The organism is Rhizobium sp. RM (genome assembly GCF_013390595.1).
GTDB lineage: Bacteria > Pseudomonadota > Alphaproteobacteria > Rhizobiales > Rhizobiaceae > Agrobacterium.
In genome coordinates, this window is the sequence record NZ_JACAWV010000002.1 from 281,283 (window position 1) to 299,233 (window position 17,951).

Consider the following 17,951-nt stretch of genomic DNA (forward strand, 5'->3'; position numbering starts at 1 on the left):
CTTAGCCCTTCTGGCCGATCTTGCTTTCCGTGCCTGCCATCAGGCGCTTGATGTTTTCGCGATGTTTCCACCAGGAAATCACACTCAGCACCGTCACGAGCAGCGCGGTCTTTTCCGGGCCGAGTATCCACAATGCAACCGGAATGACAAGCATCGCAACCAGTGCGGAAAGCGAGGAATAGCGTGTGACAAATGCCGTCACCAGCCAGACCACGGCAAAGCCCAGCATCATCAGCGGTGCGGCACCCAGCAGCACACCGATATAGGTCGCCACACCCTTGCCGCCCTTGAAGCCCAGCCAGACCGGAAACAGGTGGCCGAGAAAGGCAAGGAAGCCGGCAATCAGCGATGCCTCGTAACCCCAGAGTGCGTTGGCAACCAAGACCGCTGCCGTACCCTTCAGCGCATCGAGCAGCAATGTCGCGGCGGCAAGTTTCTTGTTGCCGGTGCGCAGCACATTGGTTGCGCCGATATTGCCCGAACCGATCTTGCGCACGTCTCCCAGACCCGCCATGCGGGTCAGAATCAGGCCGAACGGGATCGAGCCGAGCAGGTAACCCACCAGCGCGGACAGTGCGAGAAGGGAGGGCGCCGTCTCCCAGACAGTCAATGCAGTCATTCAAATGTCCCCAGTCATCGTGCGTTCCGCACCGTGGTTATGCCCACATGTCTTACAATGCATGAACCTGCTTGCCGGCTACATAGGTTGCAACGGCACGGCCACTGAAACGGGCGTCCTCGAACGGCGTATTCTTCGATTTTGAAACGAGCTGTTCCTTGGCGACCAGCCACGGTTCGTCGAGATCGACCAAGGTAATGTCGGCCTTGGCGCCAGCCTTCAGCGTGCCGGCATCGAGCCCGAAGATCTTGGCCGGACGGGTCGAAAGCGCATCGATCAGCCGCATCAGCGGAACTTCGCCGCTGTGGTGCAGACGAAGCGCTGCCGCCAGCATGGTTTCCAGTCCGACCGCGCCGCTTGCCGCATCGGAGAACGGCAGGCGCTTGGTGTCGACATCCTGCGGATCATGCGAGGAAACGATGATGTCGATGGTGCCGTCCTTCAGCGCTTCCACCATGGCCTTGCGGTCGTCTTCCGCGCGAAGCGGTGGGGAAAGCTTGAAGAAGGTGCGGTACTCACCGATGTCGTTCTCGTTGAGCGTCAGGTGGTTGATGGAGATGCCGCAGGTGGCCTGTACGCCACGCGATCTTGCCAGCTTGATCGCCTCTGCCGATTCCGGCACGGAAATCTTGGCGGCATGGTAGAGCGCCCGCGTCAGTCCGGCGATCCGCAGGTCGCGCTCCAGCGGAATGATTTCAGCTTCTTTCGGAATGCCGGGAAGGCCGAGCCAGCTTGCGAAAAGCCCCTCGTTCATATCGCCGTTGCCGATATATTTGTCGCGTGTCTCGAGCGCGATGACGGCACCCAGTTCACGGGCGTAGGTCATGGCCCGGCGCAGCACCAGCGTATCGTAGAGCCCCTTGCGGCCATTGGTGAAGGCAACGGCGCCCGCTTCCTTCAACATGCCGAATTCGGTCATTTCCTCGCCGTTCAGACCCTTGGTCAGCGCGGCTGCCGGGTGCACGTTGACCAGCGCCTTGTCGCGTGCGGTCTTCTTGACGAATTCCACCAGCGCGATCTCGTCGATGACGGGATCGGTATCCGGCATGACGATCATGCTGGTCACACCGCCGGCCGCTGCCGCGCGTGAGGCGGATTCGATCGTTTCGCGATGTTCGGCACCGGGTTCGCCAACGAAGACGCGGGCATCGACCAGGCCGGGAACAGCAAGCAGACCCTTGCAGTCGCGCACGGTCGCGCCTTCTGGCGCGCCCTGATTGCGGGCGTCCTTGCCAGCGGCAAGGATCGTTCCGTCTGAGCCGATGACGATGCTGCCGGTTTCATCGAGATTGCGGGAAGGGTCGATGATGCGGAGATTGTTCAGAACAATAACTGCACTCATGCGCGCTCACCCTGGTTTTGCGAGACAAGCAGGGTTTCCATCACCGCCATACGAACGGCAACCCCCATTTCAACCTGGCTTTCAATCACGCTCTGCGGACCGTCGGCCACTTCGGATGCGATTTCCACGCCACGGTTCATCGGTCCGGGATGCATCACGAGGGCGTCTTCCTTGGCTGCTTTCAGCTTTTCCGCGTCGAGGCCGTAATAATGGAAGTATTCGCGCACCGAAGGCACGAAGGAACCGGACATGCGCTCGCGCTGCAGGCGCAGCATCATCACCACGTCGGCATCTTTCAGGCCTTCTTTCATGTCGTGGTAAACTTCCACGCTCATGTCGCGAATGCCGGAAGGAAGCAGCGTCGCAGGCGCGACGACGCGTACCCGCGCTCCCATCTGGTTCAGCAGAATGATGTTGGAGCGGGCAACGCGCGAATGCAGCACGTCGCCGCAGATCGCAACCGTGATGCCAGACAGCTCGCCCTTGGCACGGCGAATGGTCAGCGCGTCGAGCAGGGCCTGGGTCGGATGTTCATGCTGGCCGTCACCGGCATTGACCACTGAGCAGGCCACCTTCTGCGCCAGAAGCGCTGCGGCACCGGCGGATGAGTGGCGCACCACCAGCACGTCGGGGCGCATGGCGTTCAGTGTCATGGCCGTGTCGATCAGCGTCTCGCCCTTTTTGACGGAGGAGTTGCCGACCGACATGTTCATCACGTCGGCACCGAGGCGTTTTCCAGCCAGCTCGAAAGAGGACTGTGTGCGCGTCGAAGCTTCGAAGAACAGGTTGATCTGCGTCAGGCCACGCAATGTCGAGGTTTTCTTCTCGCGCTGACGGCTGATTTTCACCGCCTCGTCGGCTTTGTCGAGAAGAAGGGTGATGTCCTGGTGGGAAAGCCCCTTGATGCCGAGGAGATGGCGGTGGGGGAAGAAGACCATGCGGTTTGCCTCCTGATGGGCGTCGCATTTTCCCGTGAAAATGCCCGGAACGCCCGAATGCTGGTCCGTGCGCTCCCATTCGCTGTCTACACGCCTGTGGAGCGCCGCGGAATTCGGTCCTGCGCTCTATAGAGACTGCTTGGGCGAGGGGCAAGCGTCCGCGACCCTGTGAAATGAAAACATGGCGATGTTTCCCCGCTTGCTTTGTATCAAGGCGCGTCTTTGTGGCGTAAGGCACTCTCCAGTGGTAGTCGCAGCCAATCAGGGCTTTGCGCGCAGATCATCGGAATTATGCCATGTCTTCCTATTCGGTCTTTGCTTTGGCGGCTCTTGCGCTTTTGTTGACGCCAGGCCCGACCAACACGCTTCTGGCGCTTTCCGGTGCCGGTCGCGGCGTCAAAGCCTCCCTGCCGCTGATGCTTGGCGAAATTGCCGGTTATCTTCTCGTCATCCTGTCGCTTGTTCTGCTCGTCTCGCGTTTTCTCGAGGCGCATGCCGGGCTTGCCTCTGCCATCAAGCTTTGCGCGGCGGTCTGGGTGGCCTTTCTGGCGGTTCGGCTCTGGAGCCTGCCGCCGTCCGCGCCGATTGGCGAGGCCATCTCGGTTCGCCGCGTGTTCGTCACGACATGCCTCAATCCAAAGGCGCTGATCGTCGGTCTCGTGCTTTTGCCGCAGGCGCGGGTTGCCGAGGTCTGGTCGTATATTCTGCTGTTTTCGCTGCTGGTGGCGTTTGCTGCGTTGGCCTGGCTTTGTGCCGGTGCCTTTCTCATTCGCCATGCCGGCCAGTCGTCACCGCGTCTGGTTCGCGGCACGGCGTCGTGCTTTTTGCTTGTGCTGTCACTTGGACTTGCCGGAAACGTGTTCGGCATTCTCTGAGAGCAGCGTCCGAAAAATGCCAAAACCGGGCGTTTAATCCGTTCAATCGCTTCCTGTGGGCAAAATTATGCAATATCACCCACTATGCAATTCAAATTAAAAGCAGCTAGAAGCACTTGATGACCCAGAATTCCCGGACCGATGAATCGCTCGCCGAATTGAACCAGCCAAGCCTCTGGACCGGCATCAATGCTTATCGCTCAGATCCGCTGATCGTTGATCTGACGTCGGGGCTGTCGCGAAACGTGCGGGATGAGTTCGACCAGCTTGGCCGTTACGTTACCTCGCATGAGGCGCAGGAACTGGCGCGCATGGCCAACCAGGGCGTGCCGAAACTCAACACCCACGGCCCGCGCGGCGAACGGCTGGATCAGGTGGAGTTTCATCCGGCCTGGCACGCGCTGATGCGCCGCTCCATGTCGTCTGGCCTGCATTCCGCCGCCTGGGAAAATTCGCCGGATACGCGCGGCAACGAACACAAGGCACGCGCCACCAAGTTCTATCTGACCTCGCAGCTTGAGGCCGGGCATCTGTGCCCGTTGACCATGACCAGCGCATCCGTTGCCGCAATCATGACCTCGCCGCGCGTGCAGAAGGAGTGGGCGCCGAAAATCCTGTCGCGCAAATACGATTCGTCGCAGAAGCCGGCATTGCAGAAAACCGCCGTGACCATCGGCATGGGCATGACGGAAAAACAGGGCGGCACGGATGTGCGCGCCAACCGTACGACGGCTGAACGGGTGGGCGAGGGCATCTATCGCCTGTCCGGTCACAAATGGTTCCTCTCCGCGCCGATGAGTGACGGTTTCGTCATGCTGGCGCAGATGGGCGATGGCATGGGCTGCTTCCTGGTGCCGCGTTACCTTGAGGACGGCTCGGCCAATGGCCTGCATTTCCAGCGCCTCAAGGACAAGCTTGGCAATCGCTCCAACGCCTCTGCCGAAGTCGAATTCACCGATGCCTTCGGCTATCTGCTGGGTGATCCCGGTGCCGGTGTTCGCACCATTCTCGATATGGTCACGCTGACGCGCCTCGATTGCGCGCTCGCCTCTGCCGGCATGATGCGCGCCTCGCTGGCCGAAGCCGTGCACTATGCCCGCGGCCGTTCTGTCTTCGGCAAGATGCTGGTCAGCCAGCCGATCATGACCCGCGTACTTGCGGATATGGCGCTTGATGCGGCGGCGGCAACGGCCCTTTCGTTCCGGCTGGCCACGGCCTTCGACGCAGCCCGCAACAATCCTGCGGAAGCGGCTTATGCCCGCGTCATGACGCCGATCGTCAAATACTGGTGCTGCAAGATCGCACCGGCGCTGATCTACGAGGCCATGGAATGCCTCGGCGGCAACGGTTACGTTGAAGAACGGCCGATTGCCCGCCATTACCGGGAAGCTCCCGTCAACGCCATATGGGAAGGCTCCGGCAACGTCATGGCGCTGGATGTGCTGCGTGTCCTTCAGCGCGGCAAGGATCTCTTCGATCTCGTCTTCCAGACGCTGGAACGCGATCTCGGCCCTTCGGGTAAGAAGACCACGGATGTTCTGCGTGCGGCCATTGCGCTTGCCGAGCGCGACGAGGGTGCAGCCCGTCTTTTGGTCGAACAGTTTGCGCTTGCGGCCGCTGCCGCAGAGCTTTGCCGCCTCGGTGCCGGCAAGATCGCCGACGCATTCCTCGAAACGCGTCTGGCCGGCGGCTGGAGGCACACCTATGGCATGCTCGATTCGCGCTTCGATCCGACATACATTATCGATCTTCTCTATCCGCCAGCGACATAAGGTGGCGATTGGGAAGATCAGGCACACGCGATCCTGTGGGAGGGGTGGGATTTGAACAGCAGTGGTGGCGTATTTATCTGTCCGATTTGTCTTTCGCATGCCGTGCTTATGGGCGCGGTCATGGGGCTTGAAACACCATGCTGATCTTTCGCTCTGCACGACCCGAAGACGAGGACGCCCTTTACGCCATCAGCCTGGCAACCGGTGATGCCGGCCAGGATGCGACGCAGCTTTACCGCGACGGGCGCATGGTCGGCCATATCTACGCGGTTCCCTATCTGCATCTGTGGCCGGACGCTGTCTTTGTCGCCGAGGATGACGAGGGTGTCTGCGGTTATATCGTCGGGGCGCTCGATACGGCGCTGCACGAAGAACGGCTGGAACAGGAGTGGTGGCCGCACCTGCGCGCGCTTTATCCCGATCCTGAAGGCGATCCGGAAAGCTGGAACGCCGATCAGCGCCGCGCCCACTACATTCATCACCCGCGCCGCACGCCGACCTGGCTGACCGAGCCTTTTGCCGCGCACATCCACATGAACCTTCTGCCGCGCACGCAAGGCAAGGGCGGTGGCACCCGGCTTTTGTCCCGCTGGCTCGACATGGCAAGACAAAATGGCGTCGGTGGCATCCATCTCGGTGCCAGCGAGCGCAACGAAACCGGCATGCGCTTCTGGGAAACCCGCGGTTTCAAGCGTCTCGAAAGCCACGAAACGCCCGGCACCGTCTGGTTTGGTATGGCGCTCGAATAGCGCTTCTATTGGCCTGCGAGGACGTTACGCCTTCCTGCGCAACAGCGCCGCAGCCACCGCGACATCCGTACCGGCAAGGCCGGTCGAGCAGAACAGCGTTATCTCGTCCGGTGACCGACGGCCGGTCTGCTGTCCCGCAACGATCTCTGCGAGATCCCTGATGCGTTGTTCGTCCGGCGTGCCGACAAGAAAAAACGGCGATGCGTAGGCGCGAATCTGGTCGGGCGAATCTGTTGCGATCAGGCTCGCCGCAGCGGCGACGTCTTTGCCCAGTTCGTGTGCATTGACGGTCTTCGGCCCAACCGTGTTGATATGGACGCCGGGTTTCAATGATCGCGCATGGATGACGGGTGTCTTGCTGCTGGTCGCGCAGATGACGATATCGGCGTCTGCGACTGCATCCTCGACCGTCTCCGCAGGCTGGATGTCGATATCCAGTTGACGCTGCATTTCTGTTGCGAAGGCATGTCTGTTCGCTTTGTCCCGGCTGAAAACGCGCACATGCGAAAGGCGTCGCACGGCCGCTGCCGCAGCAAGTTGGGTCCGCGCCTGAAGGCCGCTGCCGATGATGCCGACCGTTCTGGCATTTTCGGAGCTGAGGTGGCGAATGGCGACGCCACCGATTGCACCGGTTCGGATCGCACCGAGCTTTTCTCCCAGAACGAGCCCTTCCAGCCGGGCTGTGTCGGCTGACCAGACGGCAACGATCTGCGAATGTTCGTTGCCGGCAAAGGTATCGTAGACGCGAAAACCCGCTATCGCATCATCCCCGACAAGGCCGCCAACGGTAAAGACAAGATCGCCTTTGCCGGGAAAGGCGACATGGTGTCTGGGTGGGGCAACCAGTTCGCCGAGCGCTTTTTTTCGCATGGCGGCCTCAACCGCCTCTATCGCGATCGGCATGATGTCGCCGCCGCTCAGGTCCTGATCCGTCAATATCGTCGTCATGGCTGTCCTTTCGGTTGCCACATGCTGCAAGCTCAAGTGCAGTTTAGGTCAAGCGTCTCTCAAAAAAGAAACGCAGGTGCGCAGTTTGGCCGTCATCCACAGGAACCTTGGCCTTGCCGCGCCTCGTGCGTTGTTCTTCCCTTCATGCTTTGTTAACCCGGTGGTTCAGCTTCCGGGAAGGACGGGTAGACACTATGCTTGCGAGCGCCGCCGCAGAGATGATTTCGGACGTAAAACCGGAAAAGCGCATCAAGGATCGCGCCGCCACCGAGAAGGCCATCTTCAATGCCGCCAAGTCCATTCTGGCGGAAGAGGGCTTCCAGAATTTCGGCATCAATGCCATTGCGCGCCGGGCCGGTTGCGACAAGCAGCTCATCTACCGCTATTTCCGGGGTCTTGAAGGCCTGATCGAAGCAATCGGTGAAGACCTCGGCTCATGGGTCAAGGATCGCATCCCTGAAGATACCGGCGGCATGTTCCTGCTGACCTATGGCGACCTCATGGAGAAGCTGGCGCTTTATTTCATGGATGCGCTGCGCGCCGACCCGCTCGTCTGCAAGATCATCGCCTGGGAAGTGTCCGAAAACTCGCCGCAGGTGCGCCAGCTTTCCGAAGCGCGTGCAAAGTCTCTGGCGAAGTGGCTGGAGCGTATGCGCGGTTCGCTGGAGGCGCCCAAAGGCGTCGATACCGCAGCCGTCAACGCCGTGTTGTTTGCGGCGATCCAGCATCTCGTTATCTCCTCCGCCGCCAGCGGCCAGTTCGCTGGCGTCCCGCTCAAATCCGCCAAGGATTGGGAAAAGGTCGCAACCGCCGTCAAGAGGCTGGTGCGTGGCGTCTACGGCTGATAGCCGCAAGGCCTGATCTTCATATTCCCCCATCTGGCCGCTTGCGTCTTTCGCAGCGGTTTTTCTATGCGTGGCACCGATGTCTCTTGCGGGTGACGTCGGGGGTTATCCACATCCGCATCCCGTTTGTTAACCATGTTGGCAGCTTTTGTTTGCCTGGCGGCGGCTGCCGGTTCACTGTGTTAATAATTCGTTAACCATGCGCAATGACTGCGCAGAGGGAGCCGCAAGTGAGCCGCTGGATAGCTTTGAGCGTCATGATGACGTTTTTTGCCATGCTGCCGTTGGATATCGACGTGCCAGCGCTGAACCTATGCCTTATGGCGTTCGCGCGCTGGGCGGTGCTTGCTGGCATTCCCGAGACGTTTTTCGTACGGGAGCAGATGGCATGAAGTGGTTTCTTATCCTCTGGGCCGGTCCCGTCGCTCTGCTGGCCGGCTGGTACTGGCTTTCCTATTACGACATGAGTTTCGGCTTCTACATGCTGACCCGCCAGACGCATGATCTCGTCTTCCAGGTCTACGGCAACATTCTCGGATTGCCGCCGGAAAGCCTGCCGCCGATGGTGGCACGCGCCATTGCTGTCGACAGCCTGATCGTGCTGGCAATCGTCGCCTTCCGCAAAAGAAAGAAAATCATCGCCTGGTGGCAGGGCCGTCAGTCTGTGGAGCGCGCCAGCGCCGAAAGCCTGTCCAGCGCACCCTGAAGAATGAAGCTTGCCGCAGCCGAATCGATGCGTTCGGCCCGCTTGGCGCGTGACACGTCCATTTCCAGAAGCGCCCGTTCCGCCGCAACCGTCGAAAGCCGCTCGTCCCAGTAGATGAAGGGCAGGGCGGTCTTGTCGCTCATCGAGCGAACGAAGGCACGCGTGGCCTGCACGCGCGGACCGGATGAGCCATCCATATTCATCGGCAGACCGATCACGAAGGCTGCGACCTTTTCTTTTTCGGCAAAGGACAGCAGCACCTCGGCATCCTGCGTGAATTTCACCCGCTTGATCACGGGGCGCGGCGTGGCAAAGCGCCGCGACAGGTCGGACATGGCAAGGCCGATGGTTTTCGTGCCAAGGTCCAGTCCGGCAATGGCCTGTCCCGGCTGCAGAAAACCCGCAAGTTCTTCGATTGTCAGCGTTGCCATGCGTTTTCTCTTACCGCTTGCGAACAAATTCGGTGCGCAGCACCAGCCCTTTGACGGCATCGTGCTTGCAATCGATCTCTTCGGGATTATCTGTCAGTCGTATCGACTTGATAACCGTTCCCTGCTTCAGCGTCGTGTTTGCGCCCTTGACCTTCAGATCCTTGATAAGTGTAACAGAATCGCCATCGGCCAGGAGGTTTCCCGCCGCGTCATAGACTGCGTTTGCCTTTGCCGCTTCTGCTGCTATTTCAGAGGCCGGGCGCCATTCGCCGCTCGCTTCGTCATACACATATTCGTCATCATCTGCGGCCATGTTCGCAATCCAATTCAAAAGCATGTCGCGCAAAAATACGTCAGGCGGTTTTGCGATAACGACATGCGAAAGCAAGAAATCTGCAAAGCGTTGTGGAACTGAAAATCTCTACGCCTTGCTGGGGTAACCGGTTATCCGGCCCGTCCTATGTCACAGTATACCGTTAATACAAAGGAGAACTTCCATGAAAGTCACCTGGCTCGGTCACGCCGCCTTCCGCATTGAAACCGCAAAGGCGAAAATCCTTGTCGACCCGTTCTTCACCGGAAATCCATCCTTTGCCGGGCTGGACGCCAAGGGCGCCGCTGGCGGTATCACCCACATTCTCCTGACCCACGGTCACGGCGACCACGTGGGTGACACGATCCAGCTTGCCAATGAAACAGGCGCAACGGTTCTCGCCAATGCAGACCTTGCTGCATGGCTCGGCTCCAAGGGCGTTTCGAAACTCGAAATGGGCAACACCGGCGGTACAGTACATTTCGACGGATTTTCCGCGACCTTCACCAACGCGCTTCATTCCTCGGCGCAGATCACCGAAGACGGCGTTTCCCATTCGCTCGGCAATGCCAACGGCCTGATGCTGCACTTCGAAGACGGCCCGACGGTCTACCACATGGGCGACACCGATATCTTCTCCGACATGAAGCTTATCAACGAACTGCATGCGCCAGACATCGGCCTCGTGCCGATCGGCGACCGCTTCACGATGGGTGGCGCGGTGGCTGCTCTGGCCTGCCAGCGCTTCTTCAAGTTCGAGCATGCCATCCCCTGCCACTACGGTTCGTTCCCGATCATCGATCAGACGCCGGAGAAGTTCGTGGATGGTATGGACGGCGAGCAGACCCGCGTTCACACCCCCAAGCCAGGCGAGACCCTGTCCTTCTGATATCGCGTTTTTAAGCATGTCGGCACCGTAAAACCGCGTCAGAGTTTTACCCGACATGCTTTCTACCGTTGCGAACGGCGGACATGCTGATTATAGCGGGTAGGAAAATTCCTACCGGAGTAGAACCATGTCCGTCGATCTCGCCACCGTGAAGCGCGTTGCGCGCCTTGCCCGTATTGCCGTCAACGAAGAAGAGGCTGAGAAGATGCTCGGCCAGTTGAATGGTATTCTCGGTTTCGTGGAGCAGCTTTCGGAAGTGAATGTCGACGGCGTCGAGCCGATGACCTCCGTCACCCCGGTGGAAATGAAGAAACGCGCCGACGCTGTGACCGATGGCGACAAGGCCGACGATATCGTTGCCAATGCGCCCGCGACTGACCGGAACTTCTTTATGGTTCCGAAAGTGGTCGAATAAACCGACCGCCGTTCCTTCGCCCGATTTTTCCGAGATTTTCGAAAGCCGTTGCCGACCATGACCGAACTGACGAGCCTTACCATCGCTGAAGCCCGCGAGAAGCTGAAGGCGAAAGAGTTTTCCGCCCTTGAGTTGACGGACGCCTATCTGAAGGCCATCGATGCCGCCAACGGCGCGCTGAATGCCTATGTCGCGCTGACGCCGGAAAAGGCCCGCGAAATGGCAAAGGCGTCGGACGAGCGCATCGCTGCCGGCAAGTCCGGTGACCTCGAAGGTATTCCGCTCGGCGTCAAGGACCTGTTTGCGACCCGCGACGTCCACACCCAGGCCTGCTCGCACATTCTCGATGGCTTCAAGCCGAAATACGAATCCACCGTGACCCAGAACCTCTGGGATCAGGGCGCGGTCATGCTCGGCAAACTCAACATGGACGAGTTCGCCATGGGCTCTTCCAACGAAAGCTCCTGGTATGGCCCGGCCATCAACCCGTGGCGCGCCAACGGCTCCGAGCAGAAGCTCGTGCCGGGCGGTTCTTCGGGTGGTTCGGCCGCTGCCGTTGCCGCGCATCTGTGCGCCGGCGCGACCGCAACCGATACTGGCGGCTCGATCCGCCAGCCAGCCGCTTTCACCGGCACCGTCGGCATCAAGCCGACCTACGGCCGCTGCTCGCGCTTCGGCATCGTCGCTTACGCCTCCTCGCTCGATCAGGCCGGCCCGATCGCCCGTGACGTGCGTGACGCTGCGATCCTGTTGAAGTCGATGGCAAGCGTTGATTCCAAGGACGCGACCTCCGTCAATCTGCCCGTTCCTGATTATGAAAAGGCTATCGGTCAGTCGCTCAAGGGTCTGAAGATCGGCATTCCCAAGGAATACCGCGTCGATGGCATGCCGGAAGAAATCGAAAAGCTCTGGGCGCAGGGCGTTCAGTGGCTGAAGGATGCGGGCGCTGAAGTCGTCGATATTTCCCTGCCGCACACCAAATACGCGCTGCCGGCCTATTACATCGTGGCACCGGCTGAAGCCTCGTCCAACCTTGCCCGTTACGACGGCGTTCGCTACGGCCTGCGCGTCGATGGCAAGGACATTGCCGATATGTATGAAAAGAGCCGCGCTGCCGGCTTCGGCAAGGAAGTTCAGCGCCGTATCATGGTTGGCACCTACGTGCTGTCGGCCGGTTATTACGATGCCTATTACCTCAAGGCGCAGAAGGTTCGCACCCTTATCAAGCGCGACTTCGAAGATGCGTTCCACGCTGGCGTTGATGCGATTCTCGCACCGATCACGCCATCATCCGCATTTGCTGTCGGCGATGAGGAACTCGCATCCGATCCGGTCAAGATGTACCTGCAGGACGTCTTCACCATCACCGTCAACATGGCCGGCCTTCCGGGCCTGTCGGTCCCGGCCGGTCTCGACGGCAAGGGTCTGCCGCTTGGCCTGCAGTTGATCGGCAAGCCGTTCGAAGAAGAAACCCTGTTCAAGACGGCGCACGCCATCGAACAGGCCGCAGGCAAGTTCACGCCCGCCAAGTGGTGGTAAGTTTTACCAGACATCTATTCTGATGTGTTCGCCGGGCTGCAGTCGCTGCAGCCCGGCGATTTCTTTTTATCGGTTGTCCAGTTCGCCTCGAACGAGAACGAGCCCACGCGTGGTGATGCGATAAGGTCTGCCGCCTGAAGAGGCGATCGCCTTCTTGCGCTTCAGTTTGCGAAAGGTTTCGAGGTCGAGGCCACTGAAAATCCAGCCGTCGCGTGTATAGAGCGAAAGCTTTTCAACTTTGCGATTGATGTCACGAACGAGTTCGATGCTGCCGCCTTGTGCGAGCAGGTGAAGGATGCGCTGTTCGGCGCGGGAAATGTCCATTTTCGGAAATCCGGTCGGCGTCTTTTGGACGCGTGAAAACAAATCCGGGTGCCACAGGCATCCGGCTCGGTTTCATTTTGGCCCGGCGCGCAAGAGACTTGCGGGCAGGGCCTTTACCGGGACTCCGATTGAGCGAACATAAAAGCTCCTTGTTTGCGCCTTCTGGTTAAACCGCGAGATGAACGCGGTCAAGTCTGGCACAATTTCCATCCTGCGCTGCGTCTCTACTCTGTCGAAGGATCATTTCAGGCGATATTGCGTCTCAAGGTTGCGCTGGCCGAATCGTTCGGCCAATGCTTTACTTCGGTGGACAATGGAGGGCGCGGATTGATCGTCATTCGCAATGCGCGTGAGGAAGAGGCGGCAGTGCTGGCGGAAATCGGCTTGCGCGCCTGGCAGCAGGCAACTGCCGCTATCGGCATCACGACCGCGCTGTATGAAAACGCCAGCAGCGCTTTTGCCAATTTCACCGGTTCGTCCTGGTTGAGCATCATCGTTGCCGAGACCGGCGGGGTCGTTGCGGGCTGGGCATCGCGTGAACGCTTTGACGATACGATCAGCGATTTCTGGATCGATCCCGATTTTCAGCGCCGCGGCATTGGCAGCCTGTTGCTGGGCGAGATTGAGAAACAGATCGCCGAGAAGGGGTTTGAAAGCGCACGGCTTGAGACCCATGCGCAGAATGAACCGGCCGTCGCCTTCTTCCGTCACCACGGTTACAGCATCAGCTGGCTTTCGGTGTCCTATGCGCCCAAGCTTGATCGCGACGTACAATCGGTCGGCCTGCACAAGCAGTTTGTCGAGATCGAAAGCGGTACCTATGGGCCGGGCTTCTGAGGAGATGGCTCCAGGGTCATTTTGCCGGGGTGGTTATCTCATAGGTGCATTTGAAGGAACTGGCGGCGATGCGGTAGGTGTCCTTCTCGTCCGAAGGAACCTGAACGATCGCATCTCCCGGCTTGGCAACCATCGTCTCACCCCATGGGGCGGTGAAGTTGAAGGCGCCGATCTTGTCGCTGACGATGAAATAGGTCATGTCACCGCCCAGTGGCCTGAAGGTGCGGTAGCCTTTTTCATCCGGTTGAGACAGGGGTTCGCCGTAACGCTGCGGAAATTTGGCGGCTTTGACGAGAATTTCCTCGTTACCGGTTTCCGGGCAGCGGTTGCGAACCACCCAGTCGCCATTTTCAGCCGGCTTTGAACGCGTCTCCACGCCTTCACCCTTGATCGTCGTGATGATGATTTCACCGGCAAGCGCAGGACGGGCGTCGACTTCCCGTGTCTTGCGGGCAATTCCGGTCTCGTGGCGGGCTTTTGCCTCGCTCATCAGCGCGACCTGGTCCTTTACCGGTACGCCATCGGCCGCAGCGCAAAAGGCGGGAAAAGCCGCCGCCAGAAGCAGGCCGCGAAACAGGGGAAGCGTTGTCATGTCAGTCCTCTTGGAACAGGCCGGATTTTGATATCGAGGGGTTTGGCGGAGTTTGAGGGAGGCTATTCAATCCCTATCGTCATGGCAATAAGCCGTGCACCTTTATGCATACCGTGAGAAGCCTTGCGTATGCGGCCTATTTGTTTTACCCCACGCACAGAAAAACGTATTCCGTGAGCTTCAGATGACCCTTGTAGACGTGCGCACCCCAGACCCGAAACGCTTTATCCCCGGCGCAACCGGCGATTGGGAGATCGTCATCGGCATGGAGGTGCATGCGCAGGTTCTGTCCAATTCCAAGCTTTTCTCCGGCGCGTCCACGACCTTCGGCAATGCGCCGAACTCCAACGTGTCGCTGGTTGATGCGGCCATGCCCGGCATGCTGCCCGTCATCAACGAGGAATGCGTCAAGCAGGCGGTTCGCACCGGTCTCGGTCTGAAGGCGCAGATCAACAACCGTTCGATCTTCGACCGCAAGAACTACTTCTATCCGGATCTGCCGCAGGGCTACCAGATTTCGCAGTTCAAGGACCCGATCGTCGGTGAAGGCACCATTACCATTTCGCTCGGTCCAGATCGTCAGGGCAATTTCGAGGATATCGAAATCGGTATCGAGCGCCTGCATCTGGAGCAGGATGCCGGCAAGTCCATGCACGACCAGCATCCGACCATGTCCTTCGTGGACCTGAACCGTTCGGGCGTTGCGCTGATGGAAATCGTGTCCAAGCCGGACATGCGCTCGTCGGATGAGGCGAAGGCCTATCTGACCAAGCTGCGCTCCATCGTCCGTTACCTCGGAACCTGCGACGGCAACATGGACGAAGGCTCCATGCGCGCCGACGTCAACGTTTCCGTGCGCAAGCCCGGCGGTGCATTCGGCACGCGCTGCGAAATCAAGAACGTCAACTCGATCCGTTTCGTCGGTCAGGCGATCGAATACGAAGCACGTCGCCAGATCGCCATTCTCGAAGACGGCGGCGTCATCGACCAGGAAACCCGCCTGTTCGATCCGGGCAAAGGCGAAACGCGGTCGATGCGATCCAAGGAAGACGCGCACGACTACCGTTATTTCCCCGATCCGGACCTGCTGCCACTGGAATTCGACGATGCTTTCGTGGAAGCCCTGAAGGTCGACCTGCCGGAACTGCCTGACGACAAGAAGGCACGTTTCGTCGCCGACCTCGGTCTGTCGGTTTACGACGCATCGATCCTGGTCTCCGAAAAGGCGATTGCCGACTATTACGAGGCTGTTGCTGCCGGTCGCGATCCGAAGGCTGCCGCCAACTGGGTCATCAACGACCTTCTCGGCGCGCTCAACAAGTTCGGCAAGGACATCGAGACGACCCCGGTTTCGCCGGAACAGCTCGGTGGCATCATCGACCTCATCAAGGCCGAAACCATTTCCGGCAAGATCGCCAAGGATCTATTCGAAATCGTCTGGAACGAAGGCGGCAACCCGGCGGAGATCGTTGAAAGCCGTGGCATGAAGCAGGTGACCGACACCGGCGCCATCGAAAAGGCTGTCGATGAGATCATTGCCGCCAACCCGGATCAGGTCGAGAAGGTCAAGGCGAAGCCGACGCTGGCCGGCTGGTTCGTCGGTCAGGTCATGAAGTCGACTGGCGGCAAGGCCAACCCGCAGGCCGTTCAGGCGCTGGTCAAGGCCAAGCTCGGCATTGAGGAATAAGCATCGCTGAGGCGGTGCCGGGCCGGGGCCGGAAACGGTACCCGGCCTTTTTCATTTGGAGCAAAGGAACACGATGGTGTTTTTCATTCGGACAGCCAGCGAGCGCGATATCGAGCCGGTACGGGCGCTGCTCGACAAAACCTGGCACGCCACCTACGACGATATCTACGGCGCGGAAAACGTCGTGAAGATGATGGAAAGCTGGCATTCGCCACAGGCGATGAAGGACCGCGTTCACAAGAAGGGCGGCGAGTTTCTGGTGGCCGATGACGGCAAACGCATCGCCGGCATGGGCTATGCCGCCATGTCCAGCAAGATGACCAAGACGGCGCTGCTCTACCAGCTTTACGTCGCTCCCGAATTCCAGCGCCAGGGAATCGGGCGCGATCTGTTCGCCGAACTCGAAACCTGCTTCCCATCGGCTGAAATCATGCGCCTTGAAGTCGAGCCGAAGAACACGGCTGCAATCGCGTTTTACCAAGGCGTCGGTTTTGTCGAGGTGGACCGAATCGAACGCATGGCCGGCGTCGAGGGTCTTCCCGGCATCGTCATGGAAAAGAGCCTGCCGAAATGAGTGCTGCGCTCGATAATCTCGCAATCCGCCAGGCGCGGGAAGATGACATTCCCGCACTCGTGGCAATCTATGCGGCGGACGAGCTTGGCGGACACGGCGACACGTCCGACGAATCCGCTCTGGCCGACTACGTGACGGCGTTCAGGGCGATAGAAGCATCGCCCAGTGAAACGCTCTACGTCGCTGAACTGGACGGCGAGGTCGTCGCAACCTTCATGACCGCGATCCTGACCAAGATGGTCGGGCGAGGGGCCGTGTCGATGATGATCGAGGCCGTGCATACGCGCCCTGACCGGCGCGGGCGCGGCATTGGTGCTGCGATGATCCGCCACTGCATCGAGGACGCGAAAAACCGTGGCCTCAACGCGGTTCAGCTCACCTCGAATATGAAGCGTCTCGATGCACATCGCTTTTATGAGCGGCTCGGTTTTGAAAAGCGCCAGTTCGGCTTCAGAATGAAGCTGAAATAGTGTTTGCCAGGCGGGAAATGCTGGACAATCCACGCACATGACGGCATAAGCTTTTGGCGGTGCAGGCGTAAAAACCGCAGCACCTATAAGCCTGAGGAACGCATTATGAAGACTCTCCTGACGCAAATCTTCACCTGGTGGAATGGCCAGACGATCGGAACACGGTTTCACACCTGGCGTTTCGGAAAGAAGGTAGGGCAGGACGAGTTGGGCAACACCTATTACGAAGGTGGCACCACCTCCTGGGGCATGCCGCGTCGTTGGGTGATCTACAACGGTTACGCAGAAGCTTCCGCCATTCCTCCGGGCTGGCACGGCTGGATGCACTACCGCACCGATACCCCGCCAAGCCAGGAAAACTATGTTGCGCGTGAGTGGCAGAAGCCGCACCAGCCGAACCTGACTGGTTCTTCCCAGGCTTACCGCCCGCAGGGTTCGCTTGTCGTTGCAGGTGAACGTCCGCGCGTGACCGGCGACTACGACGCCTGGACCCCCGGCAACTGATTTTTCGTTTCGGGCGGCATGCTTGTGGATGCCGCCTTTGAAACCTCGTCCTCACCCGCTTTCGCCACATTCCGCCCTTAGAGCATTGGCGTGATCCGGTCGAAGAGACGACTCAGGAAGAATTTTTGGAGACAGGTCGTATGAGCAAAAACACGCGGGTTCGTTCTTTGCGTGCGCTGGCAATATCGCTGCTGGCAATTGCATCTACGGCAGTTCTCGTGTCGCCCGCACCGGCGGCACGCCTGGAAAACAAGGTGGCGGTTTTCTCCGGAATCGACAAGATCACCGGCCGCATCACATCCTTCGACGTCTATATTGATGAAACCGTCCAGTTCGGCGCGCTGCAGGTCACACCGAAGGTCTGCTATTCCCGCGATCAGACGGAAGCCCAGAAGATCGATGCCTTCATCGAGGTCGACGAAATCACCCTTGATCGCAAGATCCGCCGCATCTTCACCGGCTGGATGTTTGCCGATAGCCCCGGCCTCAACGCCGTTGAACATCCGATCTATGACGTTTGGCTGACCGGTTGCAAGCAGGACTCGGAAGTGCCTGCTCCCTCTACGGCAAGCAACTGACCTA

The 17,951-nt window shown here is 59.5% G+C and carries 23 protein-coding genes; 15 read left to right on the forward strand and 8 right to left on the reverse strand.

The genetic code is table 11. From position 1 onward, the window contains the following. Nucleotide 1 precedes the first annotated feature (1 nt). Genes plsY through HWX89_RS01475 form a run of 3 tightly spaced genes read right to left on the reverse strand, consistent with a single transcriptional unit; the run spans nt 2 to nt 2,899 of the window. The gene (gene plsY / locus HWX89_RS01465) at nt 2-619 is read right to left on the reverse strand and encodes a glycerol-3-phosphate 1-O-acyltransferase PlsY (RefSeq protein WP_178340578.1); all 618 of its coding nucleotides are present in this window, start codon (nt 617-619) and stop codon (nt 2-4) included. Between the two features lie 52 nt (nt 620-671). After that, nucleotides 672-1,961: a dihydroorotase gene (locus HWX89_RS01470; RefSeq protein ID WP_138795538.1), complete on the reverse strand. Its 1,290-nt coding sequence runs from the start codon at nt 1,959-1,961 to the stop codon at nt 672-674. Further along, nucleotides 1,958-2,899: an aspartate carbamoyltransferase catalytic subunit gene (locus HWX89_RS01475; RefSeq protein ID WP_138795537.1), complete on the reverse strand. Its 942-nt coding sequence runs from the start codon at nt 2,897-2,899 to the stop codon at nt 1,958-1,960. Before HWX89_RS01475 ends, HWX89_RS01470 begins: the two co-directional genes overlap by 4 nt. A gap of 296 nt (nt 2,900-3,195) precedes the next feature. On the opposite strand from HWX89_RS01475, the gene HWX89_RS01480 reads away from it, so the two are divergent. The 3 genes from HWX89_RS01480 to HWX89_RS01490 all read left to right on the forward strand — a co-directional run bounded on the left by HWX89_RS01480 (nt 3,196) and on the right by HWX89_RS01490 (nt 6,295). Then, a complete protein-coding gene (locus HWX89_RS01480) occupies nt 3,196-3,774 on the forward strand; it encodes a LysE family translocator (RefSeq protein ID WP_246705071.1) in 579 nt (192 codons plus the stop codon). A gap of 119 nt (nt 3,775-3,893) precedes the next feature. Next, the gene (locus HWX89_RS01485; RefSeq protein WP_138795536.1) at nt 3,894-5,546 is read left to right on the forward strand and encodes an acyl-CoA dehydrogenase family protein; all 1,653 of its coding nucleotides are present in this window, start codon (nt 3,894-3,896) and stop codon (nt 5,544-5,546) included. A 137-nt stretch (nt 5,547-5,683) separates the two neighbouring features. After that, nucleotides 5,684-6,295 carry a GNAT family N-acetyltransferase gene (locus tag HWX89_RS01490; RefSeq protein WP_138795535.1) on the forward strand — a complete coding sequence of 204 codons (612 nt, stop codon included), beginning with the start codon at nt 5,684-5,686 and terminating at the stop codon, nt 6,293-6,295. A gap of 24 nt (nt 6,296-6,319) precedes the next feature. Here HWX89_RS01490 and HWX89_RS01495 read toward each other — a convergent pair whose 3' ends face one another. Next, nucleotides 6,320-7,243 (reverse strand): ornithine cyclodeaminase family protein, encoded by a 924-nt coding sequence (locus HWX89_RS01495; protein WP_138795534.1) that lies wholly within the window; start codon nt 7,241-7,243, stop codon nt 6,320-6,322. Between the two features lie 194 nt (nt 7,244-7,437). On the opposite strand from HWX89_RS01495, the gene HWX89_RS01500 reads away from it, so the two are divergent. The 3 genes from HWX89_RS01500 (at nt 7,438) to HWX89_RS01510 (ending at nt 8,794) form a co-directional block, all read left to right on the forward strand. Then, complete coding sequence (locus tag HWX89_RS01500; RefSeq protein ID WP_138795533.1) at nt 7,438-8,088, forward strand: TetR/AcrR family transcriptional regulator; 651 nt, start codon at nt 7,438-7,440, stop codon at nt 8,086-8,088. 230 nt (nt 8,089-8,318) lie between these two features. After that, entirely contained in the window at nt 8,319-8,480 is a 162-nt protein-coding gene (locus HWX89_RS01505) for a hypothetical protein (protein ID WP_178340559.1), read from the forward strand. After that, on the forward strand, nt 8,477-8,794 hold the full coding sequence (locus HWX89_RS01510) for a DUF6105 family protein (RefSeq protein ID WP_138795532.1): 318 nt from the start codon (nt 8,477-8,479) through the stop codon (nt 8,792-8,794). Before HWX89_RS01505 ends, HWX89_RS01510 begins: the two co-directional genes overlap by 4 nt. Here HWX89_RS01510 and ruvX read toward each other — a convergent pair. Then, complete coding sequence (ruvX, locus tag HWX89_RS01515) at nt 8,746-9,225, reverse strand: Holliday junction resolvase RuvX (RefSeq protein WP_138795531.1); 480 nt, start codon at nt 9,223-9,225, stop codon at nt 8,746-8,748. The two genes, HWX89_RS01510 and ruvX, sit on opposite strands and share 49 nt — an antisense overlap. A 10-nt stretch (nt 9,226-9,235) precedes the next feature. Continuing rightward, the gene (locus tag HWX89_RS01520) at nt 9,236-9,538 is read right to left on the reverse strand and encodes an alkylphosphonate utilization protein (RefSeq protein WP_138795530.1); all 303 of its coding nucleotides are present in this window, start codon (nt 9,536-9,538) and stop codon (nt 9,236-9,238) included. 184 nt (nt 9,539-9,722) lie between these two features. On the opposite strand from HWX89_RS01520, the gene HWX89_RS01525 reads away from it, so the two are divergent. From HWX89_RS01525 to gatA, 3 genes are all read left to right on the forward strand, one after another. Further along, nucleotides 9,723-10,427: a metal-dependent hydrolase gene (locus HWX89_RS01525; protein WP_138795529.1), complete on the forward strand. Its 705-nt coding sequence runs from the start codon at nt 9,723-9,725 to the stop codon at nt 10,425-10,427. 127 nt (nt 10,428-10,554) lie between these two features. Further along, the gene (gene gatC / locus HWX89_RS01530) at nt 10,555-10,842 is read left to right on the forward strand and encodes an Asp-tRNA(Asn)/Glu-tRNA(Gln) amidotransferase subunit GatC (protein ID WP_138795528.1); all 288 of its coding nucleotides are present in this window, start codon (nt 10,555-10,557) and stop codon (nt 10,840-10,842) included. A gap of 57 nt (nt 10,843-10,899) precedes the next feature. Continuing rightward, complete coding sequence (gene gatA, locus HWX89_RS01535; RefSeq protein ID WP_138795527.1) at nt 10,900-12,381, forward strand: Asp-tRNA(Asn)/Glu-tRNA(Gln) amidotransferase subunit GatA; 1,482 nt, start codon at nt 10,900-10,902, stop codon at nt 12,379-12,381. Nucleotides 12,382-12,447: 66 nt separating this feature from the next. On the opposite strand, the gene HWX89_RS01540 is transcribed toward gatA, so the two are convergent. Further along, nucleotides 12,448-12,705, reverse strand: coding sequence for a YjhX family toxin (locus HWX89_RS01540; protein ID WP_138795526.1), 258 nt, complete (start codon nt 12,703-12,705; stop codon nt 12,448-12,450). Nucleotides 12,706-13,032: 327 nt separating this feature from the next. Between HWX89_RS01540 and HWX89_RS01545 the strand changes: the two genes are divergently transcribed. Then, nucleotides 13,033-13,542, forward strand: a complete 510-nt coding sequence (locus HWX89_RS01545; protein ID WP_138795525.1) for a GNAT family N-acetyltransferase — start codon at nt 13,033-13,035, stop codon at nt 13,540-13,542. Between the two features lie 16 nt (nt 13,543-13,558). Here the strand turns inward: HWX89_RS01545 and HWX89_RS01550 are convergent, their stop codons facing one another. Then, the gene (locus HWX89_RS01550; protein ID WP_138795524.1) at nt 13,559-14,134 is read right to left on the reverse strand and encodes a hypothetical protein; all 576 of its coding nucleotides are present in this window, start codon (nt 14,132-14,134) and stop codon (nt 13,559-13,561) included. A 184-nt stretch (nt 14,135-14,318) separates the two neighbouring features. Here HWX89_RS01550 and gatB point away from each other — a divergent pair, with 184 nt between their 5' ends. The 5 genes from gatB to HWX89_RS01575 all read left to right on the forward strand — a co-directional run bounded on the left by gatB (nt 14,319) and on the right by HWX89_RS01575 (nt 17,947). Further along, nucleotides 14,319-15,821 (forward strand): Asp-tRNA(Asn)/Glu-tRNA(Gln) amidotransferase subunit GatB, encoded by a 1,503-nt coding sequence (gatB, locus tag HWX89_RS01555; protein ID WP_138795523.1) that lies wholly within the window; start codon nt 14,319-14,321, stop codon nt 15,819-15,821. Between the two features lie 76 nt (nt 15,822-15,897). After that, entirely contained in the window at nt 15,898-16,395 is a 498-nt protein-coding gene (locus HWX89_RS01560; protein ID WP_138795798.1) for a GNAT family N-acetyltransferase, read from the forward strand. Beyond that, nucleotides 16,392-16,865 carry a GNAT family N-acetyltransferase gene (locus HWX89_RS01565; RefSeq protein WP_138795522.1) on the forward strand — a complete coding sequence of 158 codons (474 nt, stop codon included), beginning with the start codon at nt 16,392-16,394 and terminating at the stop codon, nt 16,863-16,865. Before HWX89_RS01560 ends, HWX89_RS01565 begins: the two co-directional genes overlap by 4 nt. A gap of 105 nt (nt 16,866-16,970) precedes the next feature. Further along, nucleotides 16,971-17,369 carry an NADH:ubiquinone oxidoreductase subunit NDUFA12 gene (locus HWX89_RS01570; protein WP_138795521.1) on the forward strand — a complete coding sequence of 133 codons (399 nt, stop codon included), beginning with the start codon at nt 16,971-16,973 and terminating at the stop codon, nt 17,367-17,369. A 140-nt stretch (nt 17,370-17,509) separates the two neighbouring features. Continuing rightward, a complete protein-coding gene (locus HWX89_RS01575) occupies nt 17,510-17,947 on the forward strand; it encodes a DUF2155 domain-containing protein (RefSeq protein WP_138795520.1) in 438 nt (145 codons plus the stop codon). The last annotated feature ends 4 nt before the right edge of the window (nt 17,948-17,951 follow it).

Coding starts and splice junctions, on each gene's coding strand:
- plsY (WP_178340578.1), bottom strand. CDS start 619: ATGACTGCATTGACTGTCTGGGAGACGGCGCCCTCCCTTCTCGCACTG.
- HWX89_RS01470 (WP_138795538.1), bottom strand. CDS start 1,961: ATGAGTGCAGTTATTGTTCTGAACAATCTCCGCATCATCGACCCTTCC.
- HWX89_RS01475 (WP_138795537.1), bottom strand. CDS start 2,899: ATGGTCTTCTTCCCCCACCGCCATCTCCTCGGCATCAAGGGGCTTTCC.
- HWX89_RS01480 (WP_246705071.1), top strand. CDS start 3,196: ATGTCTTCCTATTCGGTCTTTGCTTTGGCGGCTCTTGCGCTTTTGTTG.
- HWX89_RS01485 (WP_138795536.1), top strand. CDS start 3,894: ATGACCCAGAATTCCCGGACCGATGAATCGCTCGCCGAATTGAACCAG.
- HWX89_RS01490 (WP_138795535.1), top strand. CDS start 5,684: ATGCTGATCTTTCGCTCTGCACGACCCGAAGACGAGGACGCCCTTTAC.
- HWX89_RS01495 (WP_138795534.1), bottom strand. CDS start 7,243: ATGACGACGATATTGACGGATCAGGACCTGAGCGGCGGCGACATCATG.
- HWX89_RS01500 (WP_138795533.1), top strand. CDS start 7,438: ATGCTTGCGAGCGCCGCCGCAGAGATGATTTCGGACGTAAAACCGGAA.
- HWX89_RS01510 (WP_138795532.1), top strand. CDS start 8,477: ATGAAGTGGTTTCTTATCCTCTGGGCCGGTCCCGTCGCTCTGCTGGCC.
- ruvX (WP_138795531.1), bottom strand. CDS start 9,225: ATGGCAACGCTGACAATCGAAGAACTTGCGGGTTTTCTGCAGCCGGGA.
- HWX89_RS01520 (WP_138795530.1), bottom strand. CDS start 9,538: ATGGCCGCAGATGATGACGAATATGTGTATGACGAAGCGAGCGGCGAA.
- HWX89_RS01525 (WP_138795529.1), top strand. CDS start 9,723: ATGAAAGTCACCTGGCTCGGTCACGCCGCCTTCCGCATTGAAACCGCA.
- gatC (WP_138795528.1), top strand. CDS start 10,555: ATGTCCGTCGATCTCGCCACCGTGAAGCGCGTTGCGCGCCTTGCCCGT.
- gatA (WP_138795527.1), top strand. CDS start 10,900: ATGACCGAACTGACGAGCCTTACCATCGCTGAAGCCCGCGAGAAGCTG.
- HWX89_RS01540 (WP_138795526.1), bottom strand. CDS start 12,705: ATGGACATTTCCCGCGCCGAACAGCGCATCCTTCACCTGCTCGCACAA.
- HWX89_RS01550 (WP_138795524.1), bottom strand. CDS start 14,134: ATGACAACGCTTCCCCTGTTTCGCGGCCTGCTTCTGGCGGCGGCTTTT.
- gatB (WP_138795523.1), top strand. CDS start 14,319: ATGACCCTTGTAGACGTGCGCACCCCAGACCCGAAACGCTTTATCCCC.
- HWX89_RS01565 (WP_138795522.1), top strand. CDS start 16,392: ATGAGTGCTGCGCTCGATAATCTCGCAATCCGCCAGGCGCGGGAAGAT.
- HWX89_RS01570 (WP_138795521.1), top strand. CDS start 16,971: ATGAAGACTCTCCTGACGCAAATCTTCACCTGGTGGAATGGCCAGACG.
- HWX89_RS01575 (WP_138795520.1), top strand. CDS start 17,510: ATGAGCAAAAACACGCGGGTTCGTTCTTTGCGTGCGCTGGCAATATCG.